General features: G+C 70.3%; 19 protein-coding genes. 11 read left to right on the forward strand and 8 right to left on the reverse strand.

Features of this window, described 5'->3' with window-relative positions:
• Positions 1–7: 7 nt before the first annotated feature.
• The 3 genes from cysW to RAB70_RS19795 are packed head-to-tail and all read right to left on the reverse strand — an operon-like array spanning position 8 to position 3,091.
• Entirely contained in the window at positions 8–964 is a 957-nt protein-coding gene (gene cysW / locus RAB70_RS19785) for a sulfate ABC transporter permease subunit CysW (RefSeq protein ID WP_148829679.1), read from the reverse strand.
• Positions 964–2,064: an ABC transporter permease subunit gene (locus RAB70_RS19790; protein WP_309252718.1), complete on the reverse strand. Its 1,101-nt coding sequence runs from the start codon at positions 2,062–2,064 to the stop codon at positions 964–966. The genes cysW and RAB70_RS19790 overlap by 1 nt, the downstream gene beginning before the upstream one ends.
• A 4-nt stretch (positions 2,065–2,068) precedes the next feature.
• Entirely contained in the window at positions 2,069–3,091 is a 1,023-nt protein-coding gene (locus RAB70_RS19795) for a sulfate ABC transporter substrate-binding protein (protein ID WP_148829680.1), read from the reverse strand.
• Positions 3,092–3,284: 193 nt separating this feature from the next.
• On the opposite strand from RAB70_RS19795, the gene kbl reads away from it, so the two are divergent.
• Together kbl and RAB70_RS19805 are read left to right on the forward strand one after the other, a co-directional pair.
• Entirely contained in the window at positions 3,285–4,487 is a 1,203-nt protein-coding gene (gene kbl / locus RAB70_RS19800) for a glycine C-acetyltransferase (RefSeq protein ID WP_148829681.1), read from the forward strand.
• Between the two features lies 1 nt (position 4,488).
• Complete coding sequence (locus RAB70_RS19805) at positions 4,489–4,881, forward strand: HNH endonuclease (protein WP_148829682.1); 393 nt, start codon at positions 4,489–4,491, stop codon at positions 4,879–4,881.
• On the opposite strand, the gene RAB70_RS19810 is transcribed toward RAB70_RS19805, so the two are convergent.
• From RAB70_RS19810 to RAB70_RS19825, 4 genes are all read right to left on the reverse strand, one after another.
• Positions 4,832–5,674, reverse strand: coding sequence for a pseudouridine synthase (locus RAB70_RS19810; RefSeq protein WP_170268189.1), 843 nt, complete (start codon positions 5,672–5,674; stop codon positions 4,832–4,834). The two genes, RAB70_RS19805 and RAB70_RS19810, sit on opposite strands and share 50 nt — an antisense overlap.
• Positions 5,675–5,714: 40 nt before the next feature.
• Entirely contained in the window at positions 5,715–6,212 is a 498-nt protein-coding gene (locus RAB70_RS19815) for a hypothetical protein (protein ID WP_148829683.1), read from the reverse strand.
• A gap of 283 nt (positions 6,213–6,495) precedes the next feature.
• Positions 6,496–7,593 (reverse strand): OmpA family protein, encoded by a 1,098-nt coding sequence (locus RAB70_RS19820; protein ID WP_017909479.1) that lies wholly within the window; start codon positions 7,591–7,593, stop codon positions 6,496–6,498.
• Positions 7,594–7,870: 277 nt separating this feature from the next.
• Positions 7,871–8,782, reverse strand: coding sequence for a LysR family transcriptional regulator (locus RAB70_RS19825; RefSeq protein WP_017914119.1), 912 nt, complete (start codon positions 8,780–8,782; stop codon positions 7,871–7,873).
• A 99-nt stretch (positions 8,783–8,881) separates the two neighbouring features.
• Between RAB70_RS19825 and RAB70_RS19830 the strand changes: the two genes are divergently transcribed.
• The 6 genes from RAB70_RS19830 (at position 8,882) to RAB70_RS19855 (ending at position 17,533) form a co-directional block, all read left to right on the forward strand.
• Entirely contained in the window at positions 8,882–10,132 is a 1,251-nt protein-coding gene (locus tag RAB70_RS19830) for an MFS transporter (protein WP_148829684.1), read from the forward strand.
• Positions 10,129–11,427: an SGNH/GDSL hydrolase family protein gene (locus RAB70_RS19835; RefSeq protein WP_148829685.1), complete on the forward strand. Its 1,299-nt coding sequence runs from the start codon at positions 10,129–10,131 to the stop codon at positions 11,425–11,427. The genes RAB70_RS19830 and RAB70_RS19835 overlap by 4 nt, the downstream gene beginning before the upstream one ends.
• A 46-nt stretch (positions 11,428–11,473) precedes the next feature.
• A complete protein-coding gene (locus RAB70_RS19840) occupies positions 11,474–12,508 on the forward strand; it encodes an aldo/keto reductase (protein ID WP_148829686.1) in 1,035 nt (344 codons plus the stop codon).
• A gap of 42 nt (positions 12,509–12,550) precedes the next feature.
• On the forward strand, positions 12,551–13,573 hold the full coding sequence (locus tag RAB70_RS19845) for a zinc-binding alcohol dehydrogenase family protein (protein ID WP_148829687.1): 1,023 nt from the start codon (positions 12,551–12,553) through the stop codon (positions 13,571–13,573).
• Between the two features lie 497 nt (positions 13,574–14,070).
• Entirely contained in the window at positions 14,071–16,119 is a 2,049-nt protein-coding gene (locus tag RAB70_RS19850; RefSeq protein WP_265530812.1) for an FAD-dependent oxidoreductase, read from the forward strand.
• Positions 16,120–16,201: 82 nt separating this feature from the next.
• Positions 16,202–17,533, forward strand: coding sequence for an MFS transporter (locus RAB70_RS19855; RefSeq protein ID WP_148828363.1), 1,332 nt, complete (start codon positions 16,202–16,204; stop codon positions 17,531–17,533).
• Positions 17,534–17,641: 108 nt separating this feature from the next.
• On the opposite strand, the gene RAB70_RS19860 is transcribed toward RAB70_RS19855, so the two are convergent.
• Positions 17,642–18,763: an ROK family protein gene (locus RAB70_RS19860; RefSeq protein WP_148828358.1), complete on the reverse strand. Its 1,122-nt coding sequence runs from the start codon at positions 18,761–18,763 to the stop codon at positions 17,642–17,644.
• 113 nt (positions 18,764–18,876) lie between these two features.
• On the opposite strand from RAB70_RS19860, the gene RAB70_RS19865 reads away from it, so the two are divergent.
• From RAB70_RS19865 to RAB70_RS19875, 3 genes are all read left to right on the forward strand, one after another.
• Entirely contained in the window at positions 18,877–21,375 is a 2,499-nt protein-coding gene (locus RAB70_RS19865) for a TonB-dependent siderophore receptor (protein WP_148828357.1), read from the forward strand.
• Positions 21,376–21,398: 23 nt separating this feature from the next.
• Positions 21,399–22,295, forward strand: a complete 897-nt coding sequence (locus RAB70_RS19870) for a glycerophosphodiester phosphodiesterase family protein (RefSeq protein ID WP_148828356.1) — start codon at positions 21,399–21,401, stop codon at positions 22,293–22,295.
• Between the two features lie 209 nt (positions 22,296–22,504).
• Complete coding sequence (locus RAB70_RS19875; RefSeq protein ID WP_017911121.1) at positions 22,505–23,662, forward strand: glycerophosphodiester phosphodiesterase family protein; 1,158 nt, start codon at positions 22,505–22,507, stop codon at positions 23,660–23,662.
• Positions 23,663–23,697: the final 35 nt, after the last annotated feature.

A 23,697-nucleotide genomic window follows, 5' to 3' on the forward strand; every position in this document is an offset into this window, starting at 1 on the left:
CGCAACCTCAATGTCGGTGAGTGGCGGCCAGCGCCGCGCCGTGGCGCCAGTGCAGCCAGGACTTGACGGCGAGCGTCAGCAGCGCGGTCAGCGCCAGCAGGCTGGCGCAGGCGAAGGCCGCGCTGTAGGCGTATTCGTTGTAGAGGATCTCCACATGCAGCGGCAGCGTGTTGGTGCGCCCGCGGATCTGTCCGGACACCACCGACACCGCGCCGAACTCGCCCATCGCCCGCGCACTGCACAGCAGCACGCCGTACAGCAGGCCCCAGCGGATGTTCGGCAAGGTCACCCGCAGGAACGTCTGCCAACCGCTGGCGCCCAGGCTCAGCGCCGCCAGCTCCTCGTCGTCGCCCTGCTGCTCCATCAGCGGCATCAGTTCACGGGCGATGAAGGGAAAGGTGACGAAGGTGGTCGCCAGCACGATGCCCGGCAGTGCGAACACGATGCGCGGCAGATGCAGCGACACGTCGCCCAGCGGCGGCAGATGCAGCCACACGCCTTCGTCGATCAACGGCCAGACCCAGCCGTTGCGGCCGAAGATCAGGATGAACAACAGGCCGGCGACCACCGGCGACACCGAGAACGGCAGGTCGATCAGGCTCACCAGCAGGCGCTTGCCGGGGAAACGGTGCTTGCTGACCGCCCAGGCCGCGGCCACGCCGAACACCAGGTTCAACGGCACCACGATCGCCGCCACCAACAGCGTCAGGCGGATCGCCGCCAGCGCGTCCGGATCGGAGATCGCGCGCCAGAACACGCCGACGCCGCTGCGCAACGCCTCGGTGAACACCAGCAGCAAGGGCAGCAGCAGGAACGCCAGCAGGAAGGCGAGCACGCCGCCGATCAGTAACCGCCGCACCCAGCGCGGCTCGTCGACCACCGAAGCCTGCACGTGCGCGGCGACGGCGGCAGCGCCGGCCTGCCCGGGGACGTGCGCGGCCAGCGCGGACACGACCGACGCCATCACGCCACCGCCCTGCCGCGCCGCGCGAACCAGGCTTGCGCGCCATTCACCAGTAGCAGCGACAGCAGCGACAACAGCAGCATCGCCGCGGCGATCGCGCTGGCACCGCCGTAGTCGAACTCTTCCAGGCGGATGGTGATCAGCAACGGCGCGATCTCGGTGGCATTGGGCAGGTTGCCGGCGATGAAGATCACCGAGCCGTACTCACCGACGCCACGCGCGAAGGCCAGCGCGAATCCGGTCAGCACCGCCGGCCACAGGGTCGGCAGCACTACCCGCCGTACCGTCTGCCAGCGCCCGGCACCGAGCGTGGCCGCCGCCTCTTCCAGTTCGCGCTCGGCCTCGGCCAGCACCGGCTGCACGATCCGCACCACGAACGGCAGCCCCACGAACACCAGCGCCACGACGATGCCCAGTGGCGCGTAGGCGACCTTGACCCCGCTCGCCCCGCTGACCTGCATCAGCCCGACATAGCCGATCAGCAGGCCGCCGACGCCCAGTGCGGCCAGGCTCAGCACCGCGACCGTGCCGAGCAGGCGCTGCAGCACGCGCAGCGGTGCCGGCAGCAGCGCCTGGCTACGCCGCAGCAGCGCGTAGCCGGTCGCCGCCAGCGCCAGCAGCAGCGCCAGCCGTGGCCACCACCAGGCCAGCGTCGGCAGGCTGGCCGCCAGCGCCTGCGTCGGCTGCTCCAGCCAGCGCCCGATCCAGCCGTTGCTGCCGTACAACGCGGTCAGGGCGATGCCGGCCACCGCGGTCGGCAGGGCAAACGGCAGATCGATCATCGCGTCGAACAGGCGCTTGCCGGGAAAGCGATAGCGCACGAACACCCAGGCCACCCAGGTGCCCATCACCGCATTGAACGCGGCCGCGGCCAACGCGGTGCCGAAGCTCAAGCGCAACGCCGCCAGCACCCGCGGCTCGCTCCACACCCGCCACACGCCGTCCCAGCCCAGCCCGCTGGTCTTGAGCAGCACCGCGAACAAGGGGATCAGCACCACCAGTCCCAGCCAGGTCAGGGTGATGCCCAGACTCAGCCCCAACCCCGGCATCACCCGGCGCCGGCGCGGTCCGCGGGCAACGGCGGCGGCGGTCACGGCCATCGCGTCACTTGCTCGCCTGGATCTGGTCGAACAGGCCGCCGTCGTCGAAGTGCGTGGCCTGCGCCTTGGCCCAGGACCCGAACGCCTGATCGATGGTGACCAGGCGCACCTTCGGCAGCCGCGCCAGATCGGCGCGATCGGCATACTCGGGATGGCGCGGCCGGTAATAGTGTCTGGCCGCGATCTTCTGTCCTTCCGGCGAGTACAGGTACTTCAGGTATTCCTCTGCCACCGCGCGGGTGCCGTGCTTGTCCACGTTCCTGTCGACCAGCGCCACCGACGGCTCGGCCAGGATCGACAGCTTCGGCACGACGATCTCGAACTTGTCCTGGCCCAGTTCCTGCTGCGCCAGGAACGCCTCGTTCTCCCAGGCCAGCAGCACGTCGCCGATGCCGCGTTGGACGAAGGTGGTGGTGGCGCCGCGCGCGCCGGTATCCAGCACCGGCACGTTGCGGAACAGCGCGCGCATGTAGTTGAGGATGCGCTCGCGGTCGCCCTTGAAGATGTGATCGGCGTAGGCCCAGGCGGCCAGGTAGTTCCAGCGCGCGCCGCCGGAGGTCTTGGGATTGGGGGTGATCACCGACACCCCGCTGCGCAGCAGATCCGGCCAGTCCTTGATGCCCTTGGGATTGCCCTTGCGCACCAGGAACACGATGGTCGAGGTGTACGGCGCGCTGTTGTCGGGCAGGCGCGTGGCCCAGTTCGCATCGATCAGCTTGCTCTTGGCGGCGATCGCATCGACGTCGTAGGCCAATGCCAGCGTCACCACGTCCGCCTCGACCCCGTCGATCACCGCGCGCGCCTGCTTGCCGGAGCCGCCGTGCGAGGTCTCCACCGCGACCTGCTCGCCGGGATGCAGTTGCGCCCAGTGCCTGGCGAAGGCGGCGTTGTAGTCCCGGTACAGCTCGCGGGTGGGATCGTAGGACACGTTGAGCAGTTGCGTCTCGGCGGCGGCCGCGGCCCCGGCGAACACGCACAAGGCGAGCGCGAGCAGCGGGCGCCAGCGGCGCGGCGGAAGGCTGGACATGGGCGGTTCTCCGAAAACACACAGGCCGACGCCGCGGCCGATACCCGCCGCGGACCATGACGCATGCTGCGCAGCGGCAGGCGGCGGGTGAAATGACTTCCCGGCAGCGACTCATGCCATTTGTGCATGACGGCCGCGGCCGGCGCGGGCGCCGCGGTAACATCGCCGCTTCTTTCCGCCGCGCGTGCCCGTCATGACCGACTCCCGCCTCACCCAGCACTACGCCGAGGAACTGGACGCGATCCGCGCCCAGGGCCTGTTCAAGTCCGAGCGCATCATCGTCGGCCCGCAGGCGGCGGAAATCGTCCTCGCCGACGGCCGCCGCGTGCTGAACTTCTGCGCCAACAACTACCTGGGCCTGGCCGATCATCCGGCACTGATCCAGGCCGCCAAGGACGCGCTGGACACGCACGGCTTCGGCATGGCCTCGGTGCGCTTCATCTGCGGCACCCAGGACCTGCACAAGCAACTGGAAGCGCAGATCGCCACGTTCTTCGGCACCGAGGACACCATCCTCTACGCCGCCTGCTTCGACGCCAACGGCGGCCTGTTCGAACCGCTGCTCGGCGAGCACGACGCGATCATCTCCGACGCGCTCAACCATGCCTCGATCATCGACGGCGTGCGCCTGTGCAAGGCCAAGCGCTTCCGCTACGCCAACTGCGACATGGCCGATCTGGAAGCGCAGCTGCAGGCGGCCGACGCCGCCGGCTGCAAGACCAAGCTGATCACCAGCGACGGCGTGTTCTCGATGGACGGCTTCATCGCTCCGCTGGACGAGATCACCGCGCTGGCGAAGAAGTACAACGCGCTGGTGCACATCGACGAATGCCATGCCACCGGCTTCCTCGGCGCCAGCGGCCGCGGCTCGGCCGAGGTCAAGGGCGTGCTGGACCGGATCGATATCGTCACCGGCACCCTGGGCAAGGCCATGGGCGGCGCGCTGGGCGGTTTCACCACCGGCCGCCGCGAGGTGATCGAACTGCTGCGTCAGCGCTCGCGACCGTACCTGTTCTCCAACTCGCTGCCGCCGCACGTGGTCGCGGCCGGGATCAAGGCCTTCGCGATGCTCGACGCCGCCGACGACCTGCGCGCGCGCCTGGTCGAGAACACCGCCTACTTCCGCGAGCGCATGGCCGCCGCCGGGTTCGACATCAAGCCCGGCACCCATCCGATCTGCCCGGTGATGCTGTACGACGCGCCGCTGGCGCAGCGCTTCGCCGAGCGGCTGCTGGAGGAAGGCATCTACGCCATCGGCTTCTTCTTCCCGGTGGTGCCCAAGGGCCAGGCGCGGATCCGCACCCAGATCAGCGCCGCGCACACTCGCGCCCACCTGGATCGGGCGATCGACGCGTTCACCCGCATCGGCCGCGAACTGGGCGTACTCGCCGCCTGAGATGCGCGCCGCGCTGCGCCAACGGCTGTTGCTGGCGGCGCAGACCGACGCCCAGGCGCAAGCGCTGGAGGACGGCTGGGAGACCCGCTGCCTGCATTGCCGCCGGCGCCTGCGCCTGCGCGCTGACGGCGAACCGCTCGGACACAGCACGCTGGAACACGTAGTGCCGCAGGCCTGGTTCGGGCGCCGCGTCGCGGCGGCGCTGTGCGCCCAGGTGGGCGACGATGCCAACGATGCCCGAAACCTGGCGCTGGCCTGTGCCGGCTGCAATCACGCCAAGGGCCGCCACCACGACGCACGCGGGCCGCAGGACGCGCGCGCCCGTGAGGTGGTCGCCGCCCTGCTCAGCGCGCGGCTGGCGCGCTGGCGTCCGCCGCCGGCGCCAACGCCGTGACTTCGGCGGCGCTGAGCTCGCGCCACGCGCCCTTGCCCAGGTCGCCCAGCACCAGGTCGCCGATCGCTACCCGCACCAGCCGCAGCACGTCCAGGCCAAGCACGGCCAGCAGCCGCCGGATCTGCCGGTTGCGGCCTTCGTCCAGCACCACTTCCAGCCAGGCATGGCGCTCGCCCTGGCGCAGCAGGCGCGCCTGCTTGGCCCGCAGCGGTTCGCCATCGTCGACCACGCCGGCACACATCCGTGCCAGCAGCGCTGCGTCGGGCACCGCGTCCACCTGCACGTGGTAGGTCTTGTCCGGGCCGCTGCCCGGATCGGTGACCCGCGCCGCCCACTGCGGATCGTTGCTGAACAGCAGCAGGCCCTCGCTGGCCTTGTCCAGGCGCCCGACCGGCGCCAGCCACGGCAGGCCGGCACCGTCGAAACAGCGGTACACGGTGTCGCGGCCACGCTCGTCCTGCGCACTGGTGACCAGCCCGCGCGGCTTGTTGAGCATCAGGTACCGGCGCGCGGTGTCGGCCAGCGGCGCGCCGTCCACGGCCAGCCGGTGGCGGCCCTGCAGGATCGGGAATTCGGGATCGGTGACGATGCGCCCGTCGACGGCGACGCGGCCGGCGGCGATCCAGCGCGCGGCCTCGGTGCGCGAGCACAGGCCCAGCTTGGACAGGGTGCGGGCCAGGCCGTGGCGCGGCACGGCCGGCGCGGCGGCGCTGCGCGCGGGCAGGCGCGGACGTGCGGGCGCTGCCGGGGACGACGCCGGACGGCGGGAACGCGGCGGCTTGGCCCCTCGCACGGCGCGGACGGGCGCGGCCGCGAGCGGCCGCGCGCCGGACTTACTGCTTGTTGGCGTCGGCCGGCGCCGGCGCCTCGGCGGCGGCAGCGGCAGGTGCAGCGGCCGGACGCGCCTTGACCACGCGCACGCCACGCGCCTTCATCCACGCGTCGAACTCCTCGGCGGTCATGCGCTTGCCGTTCTGGCTCATGTCGAACCGCCATGGCGTGTTGTCGAAGGCGGTGGCCGGCTTGTAGGCGGCCGGATCGTTCGGCTTCACCGCGCCCGGGGTGGCATTGGCCAGGCTCTGGCAGCCTTCGGCGCGCAGCCGCAGCAGCACCCGGTCCAGCGACTGGTCGCTGCTGTAGGACTGGGTCAGCACGCCGCTGGGCATACCCAGCTGCACGTTGCGGCTGAACAGTTCCGAAGCGACCGGCGCCGCAACCGTGGCCGGCAGCGCCAGCGGCTTGGGCAGCAGATCGCCGGAGCAATCCGGTGCGGCGTGGGCCGCAGGAATCAGGGCAAGCGCGAGCAGGCTGGCCGTCACGATACGCAGCATCGGTTTTTTTCCATTCAGGCGAGTCGACGAGCGAGTGTAGGCAGGCCCCGGCGTGCTTTCAACTGTTACCGGCACTAAATGCGCTAAATAATTGGGATTGCTGAAAAAATTCAGCTTGAATGCTTTGTGCATCCTGCAGAAGCGGCTTCAGCCGCGGCAGGCATTTCCGGGACGTCTGTCGCGGCTGAAGCCGCTCCCACAACGACACCGACATACATTTCCCACCCCACAAAAACAAAGCCCGGCACGAGGCCGGGCTTTGCTTGAGACTGGAAGCGTCCGATTAGTTCTGGACGTTCAGCTCGGTACGACGGTTCTTCGCACGGCCTTCCGGATTGTCCGAACCATCCGGGTTGGTGTTCGGGGCAATCGGACGGCTCTCGCCGTAGCCGATCGGACCGACCAGACGCGAAGCGCTGACGCCGTTCTTGGTCAGGTAGTCGTACACGACGCGGGCGCGGCGCTCGGACAGCTTCTGGTTGTAGGCTTCGGTACCCTTCGAGTCGGTGTGACCGGCAACCTCGACGCGCAGGTCGGGGTAACGCTTCAGGATCTCGGTGGCCTCGCCCAGGATCGCCACGGCGTCCGGACGCAGGTTCGCCTTGTTGAAGTCGAAGTTGACGCCCTTCAGGTCGATCGACACCGGCACCGGGCAGCCGTCCGGACCGATGGTCTGGCCAGGCTGGGAGTTCGGGCACTTGTCGTCGCAGTTGTTGACGCCGTCACCGTCGTCGTCCAGATCGGCGCAGCTCGGCGCAGCGGCCGGCGGCGGCGGCGGGGCGACCGGGGCAGCCGGCGGCGGGCCCAGCGGGATCACGACGCCGACCGAAGCCAGCACGTCGCCGAACCAGTTCTGCGACGGAGCGGCAACGCTCTGGTCGTCGAAGTCAGCGCGGTAGGCCACTTCGGCACGCACGGCAACGCGCTTGTCGAAGGTGGTCTGCAGACCGACGCCGGCCTTGGCGGCAAAGTTGCCGTCCTTGCGCTGGCCCGGGGAGACCGGACCGCCGGTGTCGAACTCTTCTTCCGAGCGCTGGTAGCCCAGGCCGAACAGCAGGTACGGGTTCCAGCCGCGGCCTTCCTGGATGAAGTGGCGACGCAGGTCGAACGAGATGCCGTACTGGCTCCAGTTCAGGTCCTGGTTCTTGTCGAAGTTCGGGTTCTGATAGTTCAGCTCACCGTCCAGCGACCAGTTCGGGTTGATGAACTTGCCCAGGCCCAGGGTGACGAAGGGCGCATCGTTGGTGGTGCGGTCCTTGTCCTGGAAGTTGAAACCAGCCGAACCGGTCAGGTACCAGCGGTCGTCGAATTCCTGCGCGGACGCTGCCTGGGCGACGGCCAGACCGCCCAGCAACGCGGCGGTGAGAATTTTCTTGTTCATTAATACAACTCCTTGTTTCGGGGAGATAGAAACCGGTAGAGGCATGGTTCAGTACAGATGTCTCGTCACATCCAGACGGCCGTTTCCGCACGCCATCGCCGCGCACATTATGCGCGGCATAGTGAAGATGGCGTTAACGAGCACGTAACATGTGAAAGTCAACGCCAGCCCCTCCTAGGCCGTGGATACACCCTATACAGGTTGATGAAATCCCGCAATGCGGCACGGAGATGACCGTTTGCGGTCGTAGACAACGGCCCGCAGGGCGACCCAGTTCTCACCGCGGCCGCGCCCATGGCGGCGGGTCGGCCAACTCGGCCTGCATGAACTCGACGAAGGCCCGCACCCGCGGCGGCACCAGCCGGCGCTGCGGCATCACCGCGTGGATGCCGGTCTCGGTCAGCGGGTAGTCGGCCAGCACCTGGCGCAACCGCCCCTGCCGCAGGTCCTCGGCCACGTGCCATTCCGAATGCAGGGCGATGCCCTGGCCGTTGACCGCGGCATCGCGCAACACCTCGCCGAAGTTGGTCTCCAGCGGCCCGGCCACGCGGACGGCGATTTCGCCGTCGGGTCCCTGCAGCCGCCAGGTGTCCTGGCGGCCGTCGCTGCCGGTCAGCAGCAGGCAGGCGTGCGCGGCAAGGTCGGCCGGCGTGGCCGGGGTGCCGTGGCGGCGCAGGTAGTCGGGCGAGGCGCAGAGCATGCGCCGATTGCCGGCCAGGCGCCGCGCGACCAGGCTGGAGTCGCGCAGGGTGCCGATGCGGATCGCCAGGTCGAAGCCTTCGCTGACCAGGTCCACGACGTTGTCGCTCAGGTGCACGCTCAGCCGCACCTGCGGATGCAGCGCCATGAAGCGCGGCAGCAGCGGCGACACATACAGGCGGCCGAACGCCGCCGACATCGTCACCCGCAGGGTGCCGGCGGCGACGACGCCGGCCTGGCGCAGGCCGCCGGCCAGCGATTCCAGGTCCTCGACCAGCGGCCGCCCCTGTTCGGCCAGTTGCAGACCTTCCGGGGTCGGGTGCAGGCGCCGCGTGGTCCGGTGCAGCAGGCGCACGCCGAGCGCGCGCTCCAGCCGCTGCAGCCGCTGGCTGGCCACCGCCACCGACAGGTCCAGGCTGCGCGCGGCGGCGCTGATCGAACCGAGGTCGAGCACGCGCAGGAACAGGGCGATGTCGCCGATCCGGTCCATTGTGTGGATTCCATTGAAAGTCGTTCAATATTTTTACTGTTTTTGCTGAGAACCTGCAGGCCTAGGCTGCCGTCCTCCCGCCACTTCCGGAGCCGCCGCATGGCCGCCTCGCTCGCTCCACCTCCCCAGCAACCCGCTGCCGGGCGCACGCCGCTCGCGCTGTACGCGCTGACCGCCGGCGCGTTCGGCATCGGCACCACCGAATTCGTGATCATGGGCCTGCTGCTGCAGGTCGCCGCCGACCTGCGGGTCAGCGTTCCCGCCGCCGGGCTGCTGATCTCCGGCTATGCGCTGGGCGTGTTCCTCGGCGCGCCCCTGCTGACCGTGGCCAGCCGGCGCTGGCCGCGCAAGCGCGTGCTGCTGGCGCTGATGCTGGTGTTCACCGCCGGCAACCTGGCCTGCGCACTGGCACCGAGCTACGCGGCGCTGATGGCGGCGCGGGTGGTCACCTCGCTGGCGCACGGCACCTTCTTCGGCGTCGGCGCGGTGGTCGCCACCACCCTGGTGCCGCCGCAGCGCAAGGCCTCGGCGATCTCGACCATGTTCACCGGCCTCACCGTCGCCACCCTGCTCGGGGTGCCGGCCGGTGCCTGGCTGGGCCTGCACTACGGCTGGCGCGCCACGTTCTGGGCGGTGGCAGGGATCGGCGCGCTGGCCACCGTGGTGATCGCCGCGCTGGTGCCGGCCGACCGCGCCGCACCGGGGGCCGTGCCGCTGCGCGAGGAACTGCGCGCGGTCGGCCGCGCGCCGGTGCTGCTGGGACTGGCGACGACGGTGCTGGGCTATGCCGGCGTGTTCGCCGTGTACACCTATGTGCAGCCGCTGCTGACCCAGGTCACTGGAGTTTCCGAGAGTGCGGTGTCGCCGCTGCTGCTGGTGTTCGGCGTGGGCATGATCGTCGGCAACGTGCTCGGCGGACGTCTGGCCGACCGCCGCCCGCGGCAGGCGCTGCCGCTGAGCCTGGGCGTGCTGGCGGTGGTGCTGGCGGCACTGCCCCTCGCCCTGCCGTCGGCGCCGGCGATGACGCTGGGCATCGGCCTGCTGGGCGTGGCCGCGTTCGCCACGGTGGCGCCGCTGCAGGTGTGGGTGCTGGGCAAGGCCGGCGAGGCCGGCCGGCATCTGGCCTCGAGCCTGAACATCGGTGCGTTCAACCTGGGCAATGCGCTGGGCGCCTGGCTGGGCGGCCTGGTGCTCGGCCATGGCGGCAGCCTGTCGCAACTGCCGTGGGTGGCGGCGCTGCTGACCCTGGCCGGATTAGCGGTGGCGCTGGGCGCGCTGCGGCTGTCGCCGGCCACCGCCGCACCCGCCGCCAGTCACGGCGCGGGTTGCGCCGCCGGCGGTGCAGCATGAGCCGTCCGATGGCGACGGCCGCGCTGGCGACGGCACTGCTGGGCACCCTCGCGCTGCCGGCCGAGGCGGCGCCGCGCGAGTGGATCGCGACCTGGCAGGCCAGCCCGCAGCCGCTGTGGGCCGCGGACTTCCCGTTCCCGACACAGACGCCATTCCACCTATGGCGGCAGACCGTGCGCCAGGTGGCGCGGGTCAGCCTGGGTGGCAGCGAGGTGCGGGTGGAGCTGAGCAACGCCTATGGCGATGCGCCGCTGCACATCGGCGCCGCCTCGCTGGCGCTGGCCGGCGAAGGCGCGGCGATCCTGCCCGGCTCGCAGCGGCCGCTGCGCTTCGGCGGCAAGACCGAGGTGACCGTGCCGCCGGGCGCACCGGTGCTCAGCGACCCGGTGGCGCTGAGCGTGCCGGACCTGGCCCGGCTCAGCATCAGTCTGTACCTGCCGCAGCCGACCGCGCCGTCCACCTTCCACTGGGAAGGCCTGCAGAGCGCCTGGCTGGCCGAGGGCGAGCGCACCGCCGACGCCACGCTGGCCGGCGTCAGCGCGCTGCCGGTGCGGCTGTTCGTCAGCGGCATCCAGGTGCGCCGCGCCGATGCCATCGGCGCGGTGGTGGCGCTGGGCGATTCGATCACCGACGGCGCCGCGTCGACACCGGGGCAGGACCGGCGCTGGCCGGACCAGTTGGCCACGCGGCTGGTGGCACAGCGGGTGGCGGTGCTCAACGCGGGCATCTCCGGCGGGCGCGTGCTGCGCGACCGCATGGGCCGCAACGCGCTGGCGCGGCTGGACCGCGACGTGCTGGCGCAGCCCGGCGTGCGCACCCTGATCCTGCTGATGGGCATCAACGACATCAGTTGGTACGGCACGCCGTTCGCGCCGGACGATGCGCCGGTGCCGGCCGAGGACCTGATCGCCGGCTACCGGCAGGTGCTGCAGCGCGCGCAGGCACGCGGCCTGCGGGTGATCGGCGCCACCCTCACCCCGTTCGAGGGCGCGCTGCCGGACTCGCCGATCCCCGGCTACTACAGCCCGCAGAAGGAGGCCGTGCGCCAGCAGGTCAATGCCTGGCTGCGCGCCGGCAACGGCTTCGACGCGATCCTGGATGTCGACGCCCTGCTACGCGACCCCGCGCATCCCACGCGGATGCGCGCGGATTTCGACTCGGGCGATCACCTGCATCCCGGCGACGCCGGCTACGCGGCCATGGCCGAGGCCGCTGCGCAGTTGCTCGGCGCCGACGCAGCCGCTTCCACCTCCGCTGCGACCGACGCCATCGACACCGACGCCGCGGCGCGCTGACGCCTTCTCTCCCCTCCCTTCCTCCTTCCCTCATCAGGAGTTCTCCATGGAATACCGTCATCTCGGCGCATCCGGCTTCAAGGTTCCCGTGCTCAGCTTCGGCACCGGCACTTTCGCCGGCACCGATCCGTTCTTCGCCACCTGGGGCAATTCGGACGTGGACCAGGCCCGGCGCCTGATCGACATCTGCCTGGAAGCCGGCGTCACCCTGTTCGACAGCGCCGACGTCTATTCCGGCGGCGCCGCCGAATCGGTGCTGGGCGCGGCGATCAAGGGCCGCCGCGACCAGGTGCTGCTCTCGACCAAGGCCGGCTTCCGCTTCGACCGCGCCGCGCCCAACAGCGTCGGTTCCTCGCGCTTCCATTTGATCCGCGCAGTGGAGACGGCGCTGACCCGCCTGGGCACCGACTATCTCGACCTGTTCCAGTTGCACGGCTTCGACGCGCACACGCCGGTGGAGGAAACCCTGTCCACGCTCGACGACCTGGTGCGTGCCGGCAAGATCCGCTACCTCGGCGTATCCAACTTCTCCGGCTGGCACCTGATGAAGTCGCTGGCGGTGGCCGACCGCCACGGCTGGTCGCGCTACGTCGCGCACCAGGCCTACTACTCGCTGATCGGCCGCGACTACGAGGAGGAACTGATGCCGCTGGGCCTGGACCAGGGCGTGGGCGCGCTGGTGTGGAGCCCGCTGGGCTGGGGCCGGCTGACCGGCAAGCTGCGCCGCGGCCAGCCGCTGCCGGAAAGCAGCCGCCTGCACGACAAGGCGGTCACCGAGGCCGGGCCGCCGGTGGAGGAAGAGCGCCTGTACCGGGTGATCGACGCCCTGGAAGCCATCGCCGCCGAAACCGGCCGCAGCGTGCCGCAGATCGCACTGAACTGGCTGTTGCAGCGGCCGACGGTCAGCAGCGTGATCATTGGCGCACGGACCGAAGACCAGTTGCGGCAGAATCTGGGGGCGGTCGGCTGGACCCTCGATGCCGCCCACGTGCAACAGCTGGATGCGGCCAGCGCGGCGGTACCGGCGTATCCGTACTGGCACCAGCGCGGCTTCGCCGAGCGCAACCCGCGGCCGGTTTGAACCGCGGCCGTGCCCTCCTTTCCTTCACGTCCAGGAGCCTCCATGAAAGCGGTCGCCACCCTCCATCCCCTGCCGATCGACGATCCGCAGTCGCTGCACGACCTCGACCTGCCGACGCCCCCCGCGCCCGCCGGCCACGACCTGCTGGTGCGGGTGGAGGCGGTGTCGGTCAATCCGGTGGACACCAAGGTCCGCGCCAAGGGCGCGAGCGACGGCCAGCCCAAGGTGCTGGGCTACGACGCCGCCGGCGTGGTGGAGGCGGTCGGGCCCGAGGTCGACGGTTTCGAGCCGGGCGACGAGGTCTACTACGCCGGCGACATCACCCGCGCCGGCAGCAACGCGCAATACCAACTGGTGGATGCGCGCATCGTCGCGCGCAAGCCGGCCACGCTGGACTTCGCCCAGGCCGCGGCGCTGCCGCTGACCACCCTCACCGCCTGGGAACTGCTGTTCCAGCGCATGCCGTTCGACTTCGACGACGAACACAACCGCGGCCGCCGCCTGCTGGTGATCGGCGGCGCCGGCGGGGTCGGCTCGATCGCGATCCAGTTGGCGCGGCATGCCGGCTTCGAGGTGATCGCCACCGCCTCGCGGCCGCAGACCCGCGACTGGTGCCTGCAACTCGGCGCGCACCACGTGATCGACCATCGCCAGGCGCTGGCGCCGCAGCTGCAGGCACTGGGCATCGACCAGGTGGACGCCGCGTTGAACCTGGCCGACACCGACCGCTACTGGCAGGCGCTGGGCGAGCTGCTGGCGCCGCAGGGCCACGTCGGGCTGATCGTCGAGCCGAGCGGTCCGCTGCACATCGGCGACCCGTACAAGGCCAAGTGCATCGGCATCCACTGGGAAATGATGTTCGCACGCGCCCGGTTCCGCACCGACGACATGATCGAACAGCACCGCATCCTGGCGCGCACCGCCAGCCTGGTGGACGCAGGCGAACTGCGCACCACCCTGACCGAGACCCTGAGCCCGATCAACGCCACCACCCTGCGCGAGGCGCACCGCCGCCTGGAGTCGGGCAGCACCATCGGCAAACTGGCCCTGGTCGGCTGGGGCTGAGCAGGCGGCGCAGCGATCGAAACATTGGCGCGATCGCCCCGCTTTGAGCGCGTAGCGGTCATCGGCCGACCGTGACTGATAGCTCAGCTTCTTCTGCTGCTTTTGTTGTTGCTGCTCTTTGCTGTTGCTGTGCTTTTGATCTACCAGGTCCCCTCAGCGCGGCAGACGCGGCGGGGAAAAACCCGAAGGGCGGCGCACATGGATGTGCGCCGTTCGCGGCAGGGGCAGGATGCCCCTTCCGCGAATCCCCGTCGTGGCTGCGAACCCGGAGCGCGCAGCGCGGAGGGCGCGCTGCGGGGTGTGCTTTCTTTTGGTTACTTTTCTTTGCACAAGCAAAGAAAAGTAACCCGCGCCAGCGGAAGCTGTTGCTCTTGCTTCTAAGCGTCATGCTTCAAAATCCCAGAAGGATGTAAAGGCGGCTCAAGGCAACGCCCCTCTTGCCGCCAGCCCGGTTTCACGGCACCCTGCGCCCTTCCGTACGCCTGCGTATCCACGCCATGTCGCCCGCCCCCGGCCAGCCCGACCCCACCCCCACCGCCTACCCGCACCTGTTCGCCCCGCTGGACCTGGGCTTCACCCAGCTGCGCAACCGCATCCTGATGGGCTCCATGCACACCGGCCTGGAGGACCGCGCCCGCGACTTCCCCAAACTGGCCGCGTACTTCGCCGAGCGCGCCGCCGGCGGCGTCGGCCTGATCGTCACCGGCGGCTTCGCACCGAACGTGGTCGGCTGGCTGAAACCGTTCGGCGGCAAGCTGTCCTGGCCGTGGGAGGTGCGCCCGCACCGGCAGGTGACCGCCGCGGTGCACGCGCATGGCGCCAAGATCTGCCTGCAACTGCTGCACGCCGGACGCTACGCCTACCACCCCTTGTCGGTGGCGCCGTCGAAACTGAAGGCGCCGATCAACCCATTCACCCCGCGTGCGCTGTCGGCGCGCGGCGTCGAACGCCAGATCGATGCCTACGCCCATGCCGCCAAGCTGGCGCGCGAGGCCGGCTACGACGGCGTCGAAGTGATGGGCTCGGAAGGCTATCTGATCAACGAGTTCATCGCCCCGCGCAGCAACCGCCGCAACGACGCCTGGGGCGGCGACGCGGCCAAGCGCATGCGCTTCGCCGTGGAGATCGTGCGCCGCATCCGCGCCGCCTGCGGGCCGGACTTCATCATCGTCTACCGGCTGTCGCTGGTGGACCTGGTCGAGGACGGCAGCGACTGGCAGGAGATCGTGCTGCAGGCGCAGGCGATCGAGGCCGCCGGCGCGACCCTCATCAACTCCGGCATCGGCTGGCACGAGGCACGCGTGCCGACCATCGCCACCTCGGTGCCGCGCGCCGCCTTCGCCGCGGTGACCGCCAAGCTCAAGCCGCACGTGCGGCTGCCGCTGATCGCCACCAACCGCATCAACATGCCCGACGTGGCCGAGCGCATCCTCGCCGGCGGCGGTGCCGACATGGTGTCGCTGGCACGGCCGCTGCTGGCCGACCCGGAATGGGCGAACAAGGCGCAGCGCGGCCAGGCGCAGGCGATCAACACCTGCATCGCCTGCAACCAGGCCTGCCTGGACCACGTGTTCGAGAACAAGACCGCCAGCTGCCTGGTCAATCCCCGCGCGGCCGCCGAGACCGAACTGAACTACCTGCCGACCCGCGCGCCCAAGCGCATCGCAGTGGTCGGCGCAGGCCCGGCCGGCCTGGCCTGCGCCACCGTGGCCGCGCAGCGCGGCCACCGCGTCACCCTGTTCGACAGCGCCAGCGAGATCGGCGGCCAGTTCAACGTGGCCAAGCGCATTCCCGGCAAGGAGGAATTCCACGAGACGCTGCGCTACTTCCGCCACCAACTCGACGCCACCGGCGTGGAGTTGCGCCTGCACACCACCGCCGATGCGGCGCTGCTGGCCGACTTCGACGAGGTGGTACTGGCCACCGGTATCGTGCCGCGCGCGGTGGATTTCCCCGGCGCCGACCATCCCAGCGTGGTCAGCTACCTGGACGTGCTGCAGGGCCGGGTGCAGGCCGCGGACAAGGTGGCGATCATCGGCGCCGGCGGCATCGGCTTCGATGTCGGCGAGTTCCTGGTGCACGCCGGCGAGTCGACCGCGCTGGACCCGGCGCGCTGGATGGCCGAGTGGGGCGTGGACCCGCAATTCGAAGGCCGTGGCGCGCTGTGCAAGCCACGCCCGGAGCCGCCGGCGCGCAGCGTGTGGCTGCTGCAGCGCAGCCCGGGCCGGCCCGGCGCGCGGCTGGGCAAGACCACCGGCTGGATCCATCGCGCCACGCTCAAGGCCAAGGGCGTGACCATGCTCGGCGGCGTCGAATACCTGGGCGTGGACGACAGCGGCCTGCGCATCCGCGTGGACGGCGCCGAGCAACTGTTGCCGGTGGGCACGGTGGTGGTCTGCGCCGGCCAGGAACCGCGGCGCGACCTGCAGGCGGCGCTGCAGGCCGCCGGCCGCAGCGCGCACCTGATCGGCGGTGCCGATGTCGCCGCCGAACTGGACGCCAAGCGCGCCATCGCCCAGGGCAGCCGGCTGGCGGCGCAACTGTAGGCATGGTCAGCCGGTAGCCGGGAGGCCGCCGGCCAAAGGAGCGGACTTGGTGCTGTCGCATCGCGCGGCTATAAGCCTGGGCATGCCGCACCCCTCGCCCCTGCCCGCCCTGCCCCGCCTGCCGCAAACGGCGCTGGCGGCGTATGCCGGCGCGCATTTCGGCAAGAGCCTGCTGTGGTACGCCGGCGAACTGCTGCTGATCTACTCGATGACCGAACATGCCGGCCTGCGCGCGATCACGGCCGGGCTGGTGCTGGCGCTGGGCCTGCTGCTCAGCGCCGCGATCGGCCTCGGCGCCGGCTGGGGCCTGCGCCGGCGCCTGCGCGACGTGCGCAGCGCCGGGCGCCTGCAATGGCACGGCCTGGCCGCCGCGGCGCTGGCGCTGCTGCTGGTGTTCGCCGCACCCTTGCTGCCGCCGCCGTGGCGACTCGGCTATGTGCTGGCGGTGAGCCTGCTGTTCCGGCTGGCCTACGCCGCCTGCGACGTGGCCCAGAACACCTTGCTGAGCCTGGCGCAGTGGCCCTGGCGCGGCCACGACGGCGCCAGCGCGCTGCGCCTGGCCGGCAGCGGCGCGGCGGCGCTGCTGATCAGCAGCGTGGTCGGTGCGGTGCTGGCGCGCGGGACCGATGGCGGCAGCCTGGCGCTGCAGGCCAGCGCGGTGCTGGCGGCGGTGGCGATGCTGTGCGCCTGGCAGTTGCAGCGGGTGCTGCGCCATCACGCCAATGCGCACCCGGCCCCGGCCGACGCCACGGCCGTGATCGCGATCGACCGAGCGCCCTCGTGGCGCGCGATTCCCTGGCAGCCGCTGGCACTGATCGCAGCGGTCTCGCTGACCCTGCCCGCGTTCACCAAGCTCGCCCCGTACGTGGCCGCCTACGGCCTGCTCTCGCCCGGCTGGGGCAGTGCGGTCCTGATCGCCTACGCGCTCGGCACGGTGCTGGTGCAACCGCTGGCCGCGCGCTGGGGCCGGCAGCGCACGCCGACGCAACGGCTGGCCTGGCTCGGCAGCGCCCTGTTGCTGTGCGCGCCGCTGTTCGCCCTGGCGTTGCCGGCGCAGCCGCTGCTGAGCCTGGCCGCGGCGGCCTGCATCGGCGCCATCGGCGGCAGCGGCGGGCAACTGGTATGGGCCTGGCACGCGCAGTGCACCGCCACCCGGGCGGTCGCCGAGCATGCGCTGTGCTTCGCCGCGCTGACCGCCGCCGCACAGGTCGCGCTGGCCGCCGGGGTGGTGCTGATCGGCGTGCTGCTGGATGCGCTGGACTACCGCGACGGGCACTGCCTGCTGCTGTGCTGGGCGATGGCGGCCGGCCCGCTGCTATGCGGGGCGCTGTGCCTGCTGCTGGCATGGCTCACCGGGCGCGGCCGATCGCCTCCGCTCGGCGCCGGCCTGGCGGCACACGCGAGCAGCGGCTGAGACCGAGGCGCACGGTCGACGCCGCCGCGATGCACCGCGAGCGAGCGCCTGGTCAGCAGCATCCGCAGCGCGCCGCGGCGCGACGCACGGCGCCCGCCGCTGCGGGCCTCAGGCGAAGAACGCCTGCTGCAGCGGCATCAATGCCGCGCCCAGGGTCACCGCGTCGCCGACGGTGCGGGCGATGCACAACTGCGGTAGCGGCGGCGCCAGGCCGTGCCGGTTGGGCGCGCGCGGGATGCGGATACGCTCGATCAGGCGCTGCGCGATCGCGGCCGGCAGGCGCCCGCCGATCACGATCGCCTGCGGATCCAGCGCATAGGCCAGATACGCGCACAACTGCGAGAACGGTGCCTCGGCCATGTCCAGCCAGGCGTCCACGCCCGGGGTATGCGCGTCGATCGCGCCGAGCATCTGCTCGACTCCGGCGTAGTCCTGGCCGGCGGCCCGCACCAGCGACAGCAGCGCGTCCAGATTCGGATAGGCCATGGCGCCGACGGTCCAGATGCCGCCGAACTCGCCGGCATTGCCGCGGTGGCCGCGGAACAGCCGGCCATCGGCGATGATGCCGCCGCCGAAGCCGTTGGTCAGGTGCAGGTAGACGAAGTCGCGGCAGTCGCGGCCGACCCCGTACAGACTTTCGGCGACCGCCGCCGCCGCGCCATCGTTCTCGATGGTGACCGCGCAGCCCAGGGCTTCTTCCAGAATCGGCACCAGGTCCACCTGGGTCCAGTCCTCCAGCGCCGGCGGCCCGGCCATCTGCCGGCCCTGCCCGGTGAAGAACGCCGAAATCGCCATGCCCATGCCGACCACCCGCGCCGGGTCCACGCCGGTCTCGGCCAGCAACTCCGCACGGAATCGCTGCAATTGCGCCAGCACCGGCGCGCGGCGCATGTCGGCCAGGCCCACGCGGCGCTGGCCGCGCACGGTGCCGGCGAAATCCACCAGCGCCAGCGCCACCACGTCGCCCATCAGGCCGATGCCGAAGGCGTAGGCGTAATCCGGCGCCAGCCGCACATCGACGCTGGGGTTGCCGCGACCCTCGGCGGCACGGGCGCTGAGCTGGACCATGCGGTCCTGCACGAAGCCCTGCAGCAGGCGCGCCACGGTGGGCTGCGACAGATCCAGGTCGCGGCTCAGCGCCGCCTGGGTCTGCACCCCGGTCTTGAACACACGGTCGAGCAATTGGCGGCCGCCGGCACTGACGCGCGGCGGGAAATCGGGATGCGGCATAGGCGGACGCAAAGCGTGATGGATGCACGAACCGCAACAACCTAGCACGTGGACATCTAAGTTTCATACATTGCAAATAGTATTAACCACACATTCTTTTATTGGGGATCTTCATGCGTACCGTCCATCCGCACCCGAGCCTGCTGGCACTGGCGCTCGCGTCCATCCTCGGCAGCGCCGCGACCGTCCATGCCGAGGACGCGCCAGCGCCCCCGGCAGACGCCACCACCACGCTGGACCAGATCGTGGTCACCGGCACGCCGCAGGGCCAGTCGCAGAAGGACGCCCCCTTCGCGATCAGCGTGGTGTCCAAGGAACGCCTGGAGCGGAGCACCCCGAGCAGCAGCGTGGACATGCTGCGGGCGGTCCCCGGCTTCTCCGCCGAACCCTCCGGCGGCCAGGGCGGCGGCCAGAATCTCTACGTGCGCGGCCTGCCGGCCGGCGGCTGGTACTACGTGCAGTACCAGGAAGACGGCCTGACCCTGTTCGACGAGCCGCAGGAAAGCTTCTTCAACGTCGACACCCTGTTCGCGCTGGACATGATGACCGAGCGCCTGGAGGTGGTGCGCGGCGGCACCTCGCCGCTGTTCGCGACCAACGCGCCGGGCGGCACGGTCAACGCCATCACCCGCCACGGCACCGCCACCCCCGAAGGCGCGGTGCGCATGACCGTCGGCAGCGACGGCCTGCGCCGCGAGGACGCCTACAGCGCCGGCCCGCTCAGCGAGAACGTGCTGTACAGCATCGGCGGCTACCACCGCAGCGACGACGGCCTGCGCCGCACCGGCTACACCGCCGACCAGGGCGGCCAGTTGCGCGGCAACCTGACCTTCCTGATCGGCGATGCGATCCTCGACGTCGTCGCCAAGTACCTCAACGACCGGACCGCCTTCTACAACCCGATCCCCCTGGCCGACCCACGCAACCCGTCGCAATCGCTGTCGGCGCTGCTCGATCCGCTGGACGGCACCCTGCTGTCCAACGACCTGCGCCACACCACCGCGCTGAGCTTCGACGGCAACGGCCCGCTGGCGCGCAACCTCGACCTGGCCGACGGCATCCACAGCAAGGTCAAGCAACTCGGCACGCACCTGGAATGGGATCTGGGCGACGGCCTGACCCTCAACAACCGCATGCGCTTCGTCGATGCGGAGGTGGACTACACCGCGCTGTTCTCCGGCGCCGCACCCTACGACGCCGGCGCCTACCTCAACACGCAACTCGGCCGTGCGCGCAGCGGCTTCGGTGCGCGGGTGGCGCGGGTCGGCTACGTCGCCAGCCGCAACGGCGCCGCCTACGATCCGGCCGCGGCCGACGGCCTGGTGCTGGAGAGCGGCCTGTGGAATGCGCGCACGCATCTGCGCACGCTGTCCGACGACCTGCGCCTGAGCAAGGCGTTCGACGACACCGCGCTGGGCCAGCACACGCTCACCGCCGGCCTCAACGTGCAGCACTTCGAATACCGCCAGGACCGGTTGCAGAACACCGTGCTGACCACGCTGCAGAACAACGCGCAGCGCCTGGACGTACTGGCCTACGACGCCGCCGGCAACGTGGTCGGTTCGGTCACCCAGAACGGCTTCGTGCGCTACGGCAATGGCGTCACCAGCGGCTTCGCCAACGGCACCTACCTGTCGCCGTACCTGTGGGATTCGGTGCGCTTCGGCCGCCTCGGCCTGGATGCCGGCGTGCGCTACACCCGCTACAACGCCAACGGCGGCGTCTACGCCAACACCACGCGCAATCTCGGCGATCCGACCACGCTGGCCGACGACAACGTTGGCGGGCTCAGCGGCGCGTTCAGCCCGCGCACCGATCATCGCCATGCCATGCAGTGGACGCTCGGTGCCGAGTTCGCGCTCACCCCGCAGTGGCAGACCTTCGCCCGCTACACCCAGTCGCAGCGCCTGCCGCGGCTGCAGAACGTCTACCAGACCCAGAACGCGGACGTCACCGACATCGACCAGGCGGAGGCCGGCCTGCGCGGCAGCTTCGGCGACACCTTCTCGTTCTCCACGGTCGCCTTCTGGAGCCGCTTCAACGATCTGTCGATCAGCGCCATCGTGCTCGACGGCAGCGGCGCGGTGCAGAGCCTGGCGCTGGTCGGCAAGACCCGCACGCTTGGCCTGGAATCGGAGTTCACCTGGCGGCCGTCGCCGCTGTTCGGCATCACCGGTTCGGCCACGCTGCAGGATCCGCAGACGCGCGGCCTGAGCAACGCGACCACCGGCCTCAGCTACGGCAACCTGGACGGCAAGCAGATCTCGCGCATCCCGAAGTTCATGGCGTCGATCAGCCCGACCCTGTACTTCGACATCGACGGCCGGCCGCTGGAACTGTCGGCCACCGCCTATCGCATGGGCCAGCGCTACGTCGACTACACCAACGCCACCGCCCTGCCCGCCTACACCACCTACGACCTGGGCCTGTTCGCGCGGTTGAGCGCGCACCTGGAGCTGCAGCTGCACGCCGCCAACGTCGGCAACGCGCTCGGCCTGACCGAAGGCAATGCGCGCGTGGACACGCTGTCCGGCCAGGGCACCGCCGACGCGATCTATGCGCGGCCGATCTTCGGCCGCAACTACAACGCTTCGCTGACCTGGAGATGGTGAGCATGCGCTTCCGGAGACTGCTGATGAGCGCCGTGCTGTCGATGCCGGTCCTGGCCATGGCGGCAACGCCGAGCCTGCCCGACCGGCTGCGCGACCCGCACGGACCGGCGCTGGTGGTGTCGCACCGCGCCTGCTGGACGTTCGCCTCGGAGAACACGCTTGACGGCATCGCCGCGTGCATCGCGCGCGGCGTGGACATGGTCGAGATCGACGTGCGCACCACCCGCGACGGCGCGCTGGTGCTGATGCACGACGAGACGGTGGACCGCACCACCGATGGGCACGGCGCGGTGGCCGATCTGGACGCGGCGCAGATCGCCGCCTTGCGCGTGCGCAGCCGGGGTGGCGGCCGCGACAGCACGCTCACCGCGCGGCATCCGCCGACGCTGGCGCAGGCGTTGGCCATGGCGCGCGGCAAGGTGCTGGTGAACCTGGACATCAAGGCCGCGGCACTGGACCAGGTGATCGACGCGGTGGAGGCGGCCGGCGCGCAACGCGACGTGCTGCTCAACGTGCCGCTGGACGTGCCCGCAGCGGTGCTGCAGCGCGCGCGCAAGGCCGACATCGCGGTGCAGGCGCTGTACCTGCAGCGTGAATCGACGCTGCCGCCCGAGCAGGCCCTGCGCCGCGCCGCCAGCTTGCAGCCGGCGGTGGTGCAGCTGATGTTCGACGACCCGGTGGTTCTGGACATCGCGCAGCGCGAACTGGCGCCGCACGCGCGGCTGTTCGTCAACACCATGACCAACGACATCGCCAGCGGCAAACCGATGCGGCTGTCGGCGCACTACACCGACCAGCGCGCGCTGCGCGATCCGGCTGCGGTCTGGGGCGGGCTGCGCAAGCACGGCGTCAGCATGATCCAAACCGACGAGCCGTTGGCATTGCAACGCTACCTGCACGGCACGGACACGCCCGGGTAGCGGGCCTCGGTCCAAATCCCGGCGACACCACGCGGTGGCCCACGCGCGGTGTCGCCGGGAGTCCAGTTTCAGACGGGTGGCATGCAACGCCAGGACGATGCCCGTCGCTTCGAGCATTGCGCTGCAGACAACCGCGCCCATGGGCGCGGCGGTTGCCGCGCGCTGCGCTGCTTCACTTCATTCCATCAACCCCGAACGGAAGAGAGCACATGAAACTGCCCAAGAAACCCGCCAAGGTTCTCGCCCTGGCGCTGGCCTGCGCGTCGCTGGCCACGCTGTCCGGCATGGCGTCGGCCGCCAGCAACTGGAACCCGCAACATATCCTCAACGTGATGAAGAATCCCTACCAGGGGAATCACGCCGACGTCGTGGTGATCTCGCATCGCGGGCTGGTCGGCAACGGCTGCGCGGAAAACTCCACCTGCTCGATCCTCAGCACTTACAACAACAACATCGAAGCGATCGAACTCGATGTCAAGCAAGCCTCCGACGGCATCCTTTGGCTGTTCCACGACCAGAACGCCGGTCGCGTGGTGTATCACGAACCCGGCTTCTATATCTTCCAGCCGGCAACCAATCCGAAGGGCTGGAATCCGGACATCAGCACCCTGACCAGTCATGATCTGGTCAACTCGTTCCTGCGCGACAAGAACTTCGCCAAGACCAACGACAATCCGACCTCGCTGGCCAAGGCGCTGAACACCGTGGTGACCTACGCCAACCACATGGTGGTGGTGCTTGATCTGAAGAACCTGGATGCAGTCTCGCGCGCGGCCGACCAGGTCCATGCGTTTCGCATGGAGAACCAGGTGGTGCTGAAATTCAGCGCCTCGCTGCTGCCGAAGACGCCCAGCGAGATCACCCGCTTCACCAAGGGTGTGCCATTCGCGCCGACCATCTACGCCGGCGACATGGACAGGCTGGCCGATGGCGGCTACGTCGGCGAGTGCGGCTCGGGGCGCGGCGACACGCCGGCGTGCCGGGTCAACGCCTGGATCAACGAGGCGCGTCGCCAAAACGGCTTCGCCTGGCTGGAAATCGGCAACAAGCAGCCCCGCCGCGGCGACCCGACCGCCGAACTGCTGGCCGAGAACCAGGCGCAGAAACGCGCGATCGGCGCGTTCTCGCCGGTGCCCGAGTACCGCCTGAGCAGCCATGACGGCCAGCACTACGTGCGCAGCAACGGCACCTGCTGTGCCTCGCTCGACGATTACCTGACCCGTACCAAGTACTTCGGCAACGAGACCGCCGACGACCGTCCGGATTTCCGCGCGCAGGTCACCGCCGGCTTCACCAGCATCATCACCGACGATCCGCTCGGGGTGATTCGCGCCAACGTGCCGCGCAACACCGCGCGCTACAACTGACCACTGGATGGTCGCCCGGGGAGTGCGCTCCCCGG

It is taken from the genome of Xanthomonas sontii, assembly GCF_040529055.1.
GTDB lineage: Bacteria > Pseudomonadota > Gammaproteobacteria > Xanthomonadales > Xanthomonadaceae > Xanthomonas_A > Xanthomonas_A sontii.

Coding starts and splice junctions, on each gene's coding strand:
- cysW (WP_148829679.1), bottom strand. CDS start 964: ATGGCGTCGGTCGTGTCCGCGCTGGCCGCGCACGTCCCCGGGCAGGCC.
- RAB70_RS19790 (WP_309252718.1), bottom strand. CDS start 2,064: ATGGCCGTGACCGCCGCCGCCGTTGCCCGCGGACCGCGCCGGCGCCGG.
- RAB70_RS19795 (WP_148829680.1), bottom strand. CDS start 3,091: ATGTCCAGCCTTCCGCCGCGCCGCTGGCGCCCGCTGCTCGCGCTCGCC.
- kbl (WP_148829681.1), top strand. CDS start 3,285: ATGACCGACTCCCGCCTCACCCAGCACTACGCCGAGGAACTGGACGCG.
- RAB70_RS19805 (WP_148829682.1), top strand. CDS start 4,489: ATGCGCGCCGCGCTGCGCCAACGGCTGTTGCTGGCGGCGCAGACCGAC.
- RAB70_RS19815 (WP_148829683.1), bottom strand. CDS start 6,212: ATGCTGCGTATCGTGACGGCCAGCCTGCTCGCGCTTGCCCTGATTCCT.
- RAB70_RS19820 (WP_017909479.1), bottom strand. CDS start 7,593: ATGAACAAGAAAATTCTCACCGCCGCGTTGCTGGGCGGTCTGGCCGTC.
- RAB70_RS19825 (WP_017914119.1), bottom strand. CDS start 8,782: ATGGACCGGATCGGCGACATCGCCCTGTTCCTGCGCGTGCTCGACCTC.
- RAB70_RS19830 (WP_148829684.1), top strand. CDS start 8,882: ATGGCCGCCTCGCTCGCTCCACCTCCCCAGCAACCCGCTGCCGGGCGC.
- RAB70_RS19835 (WP_148829685.1), top strand. CDS start 10,129: ATGAGCCGTCCGATGGCGACGGCCGCGCTGGCGACGGCACTGCTGGGC.
- RAB70_RS19840 (WP_148829686.1), top strand. CDS start 11,474: ATGGAATACCGTCATCTCGGCGCATCCGGCTTCAAGGTTCCCGTGCTC.
- RAB70_RS19845 (WP_148829687.1), top strand. CDS start 12,551: ATGAAAGCGGTCGCCACCCTCCATCCCCTGCCGATCGACGATCCGCAG.
- RAB70_RS19850 (WP_265530812.1), top strand. CDS start 14,071: ATGTCGCCCGCCCCCGGCCAGCCCGACCCCACCCCCACCGCCTACCCG.
- RAB70_RS19855 (WP_148828363.1), top strand. CDS start 16,202: ATGCCGCACCCCTCGCCCCTGCCCGCCCTGCCCCGCCTGCCGCAAACG.
- RAB70_RS19860 (WP_148828358.1), bottom strand. CDS start 18,763: ATGCCGCATCCCGATTTCCCGCCGCGCGTCAGTGCCGGCGGCCGCCAA.
- RAB70_RS19865 (WP_148828357.1), top strand. CDS start 18,877: ATGCGTACCGTCCATCCGCACCCGAGCCTGCTGGCACTGGCGCTCGCG.
- RAB70_RS19870 (WP_148828356.1), top strand. CDS start 21,399: ATGAGCGCCGTGCTGTCGATGCCGGTCCTGGCCATGGCGGCAACGCCG.
- RAB70_RS19875 (WP_017911121.1), top strand. CDS start 22,505: ATGAAACTGCCCAAGAAACCCGCCAAGGTTCTCGCCCTGGCGCTGGCC.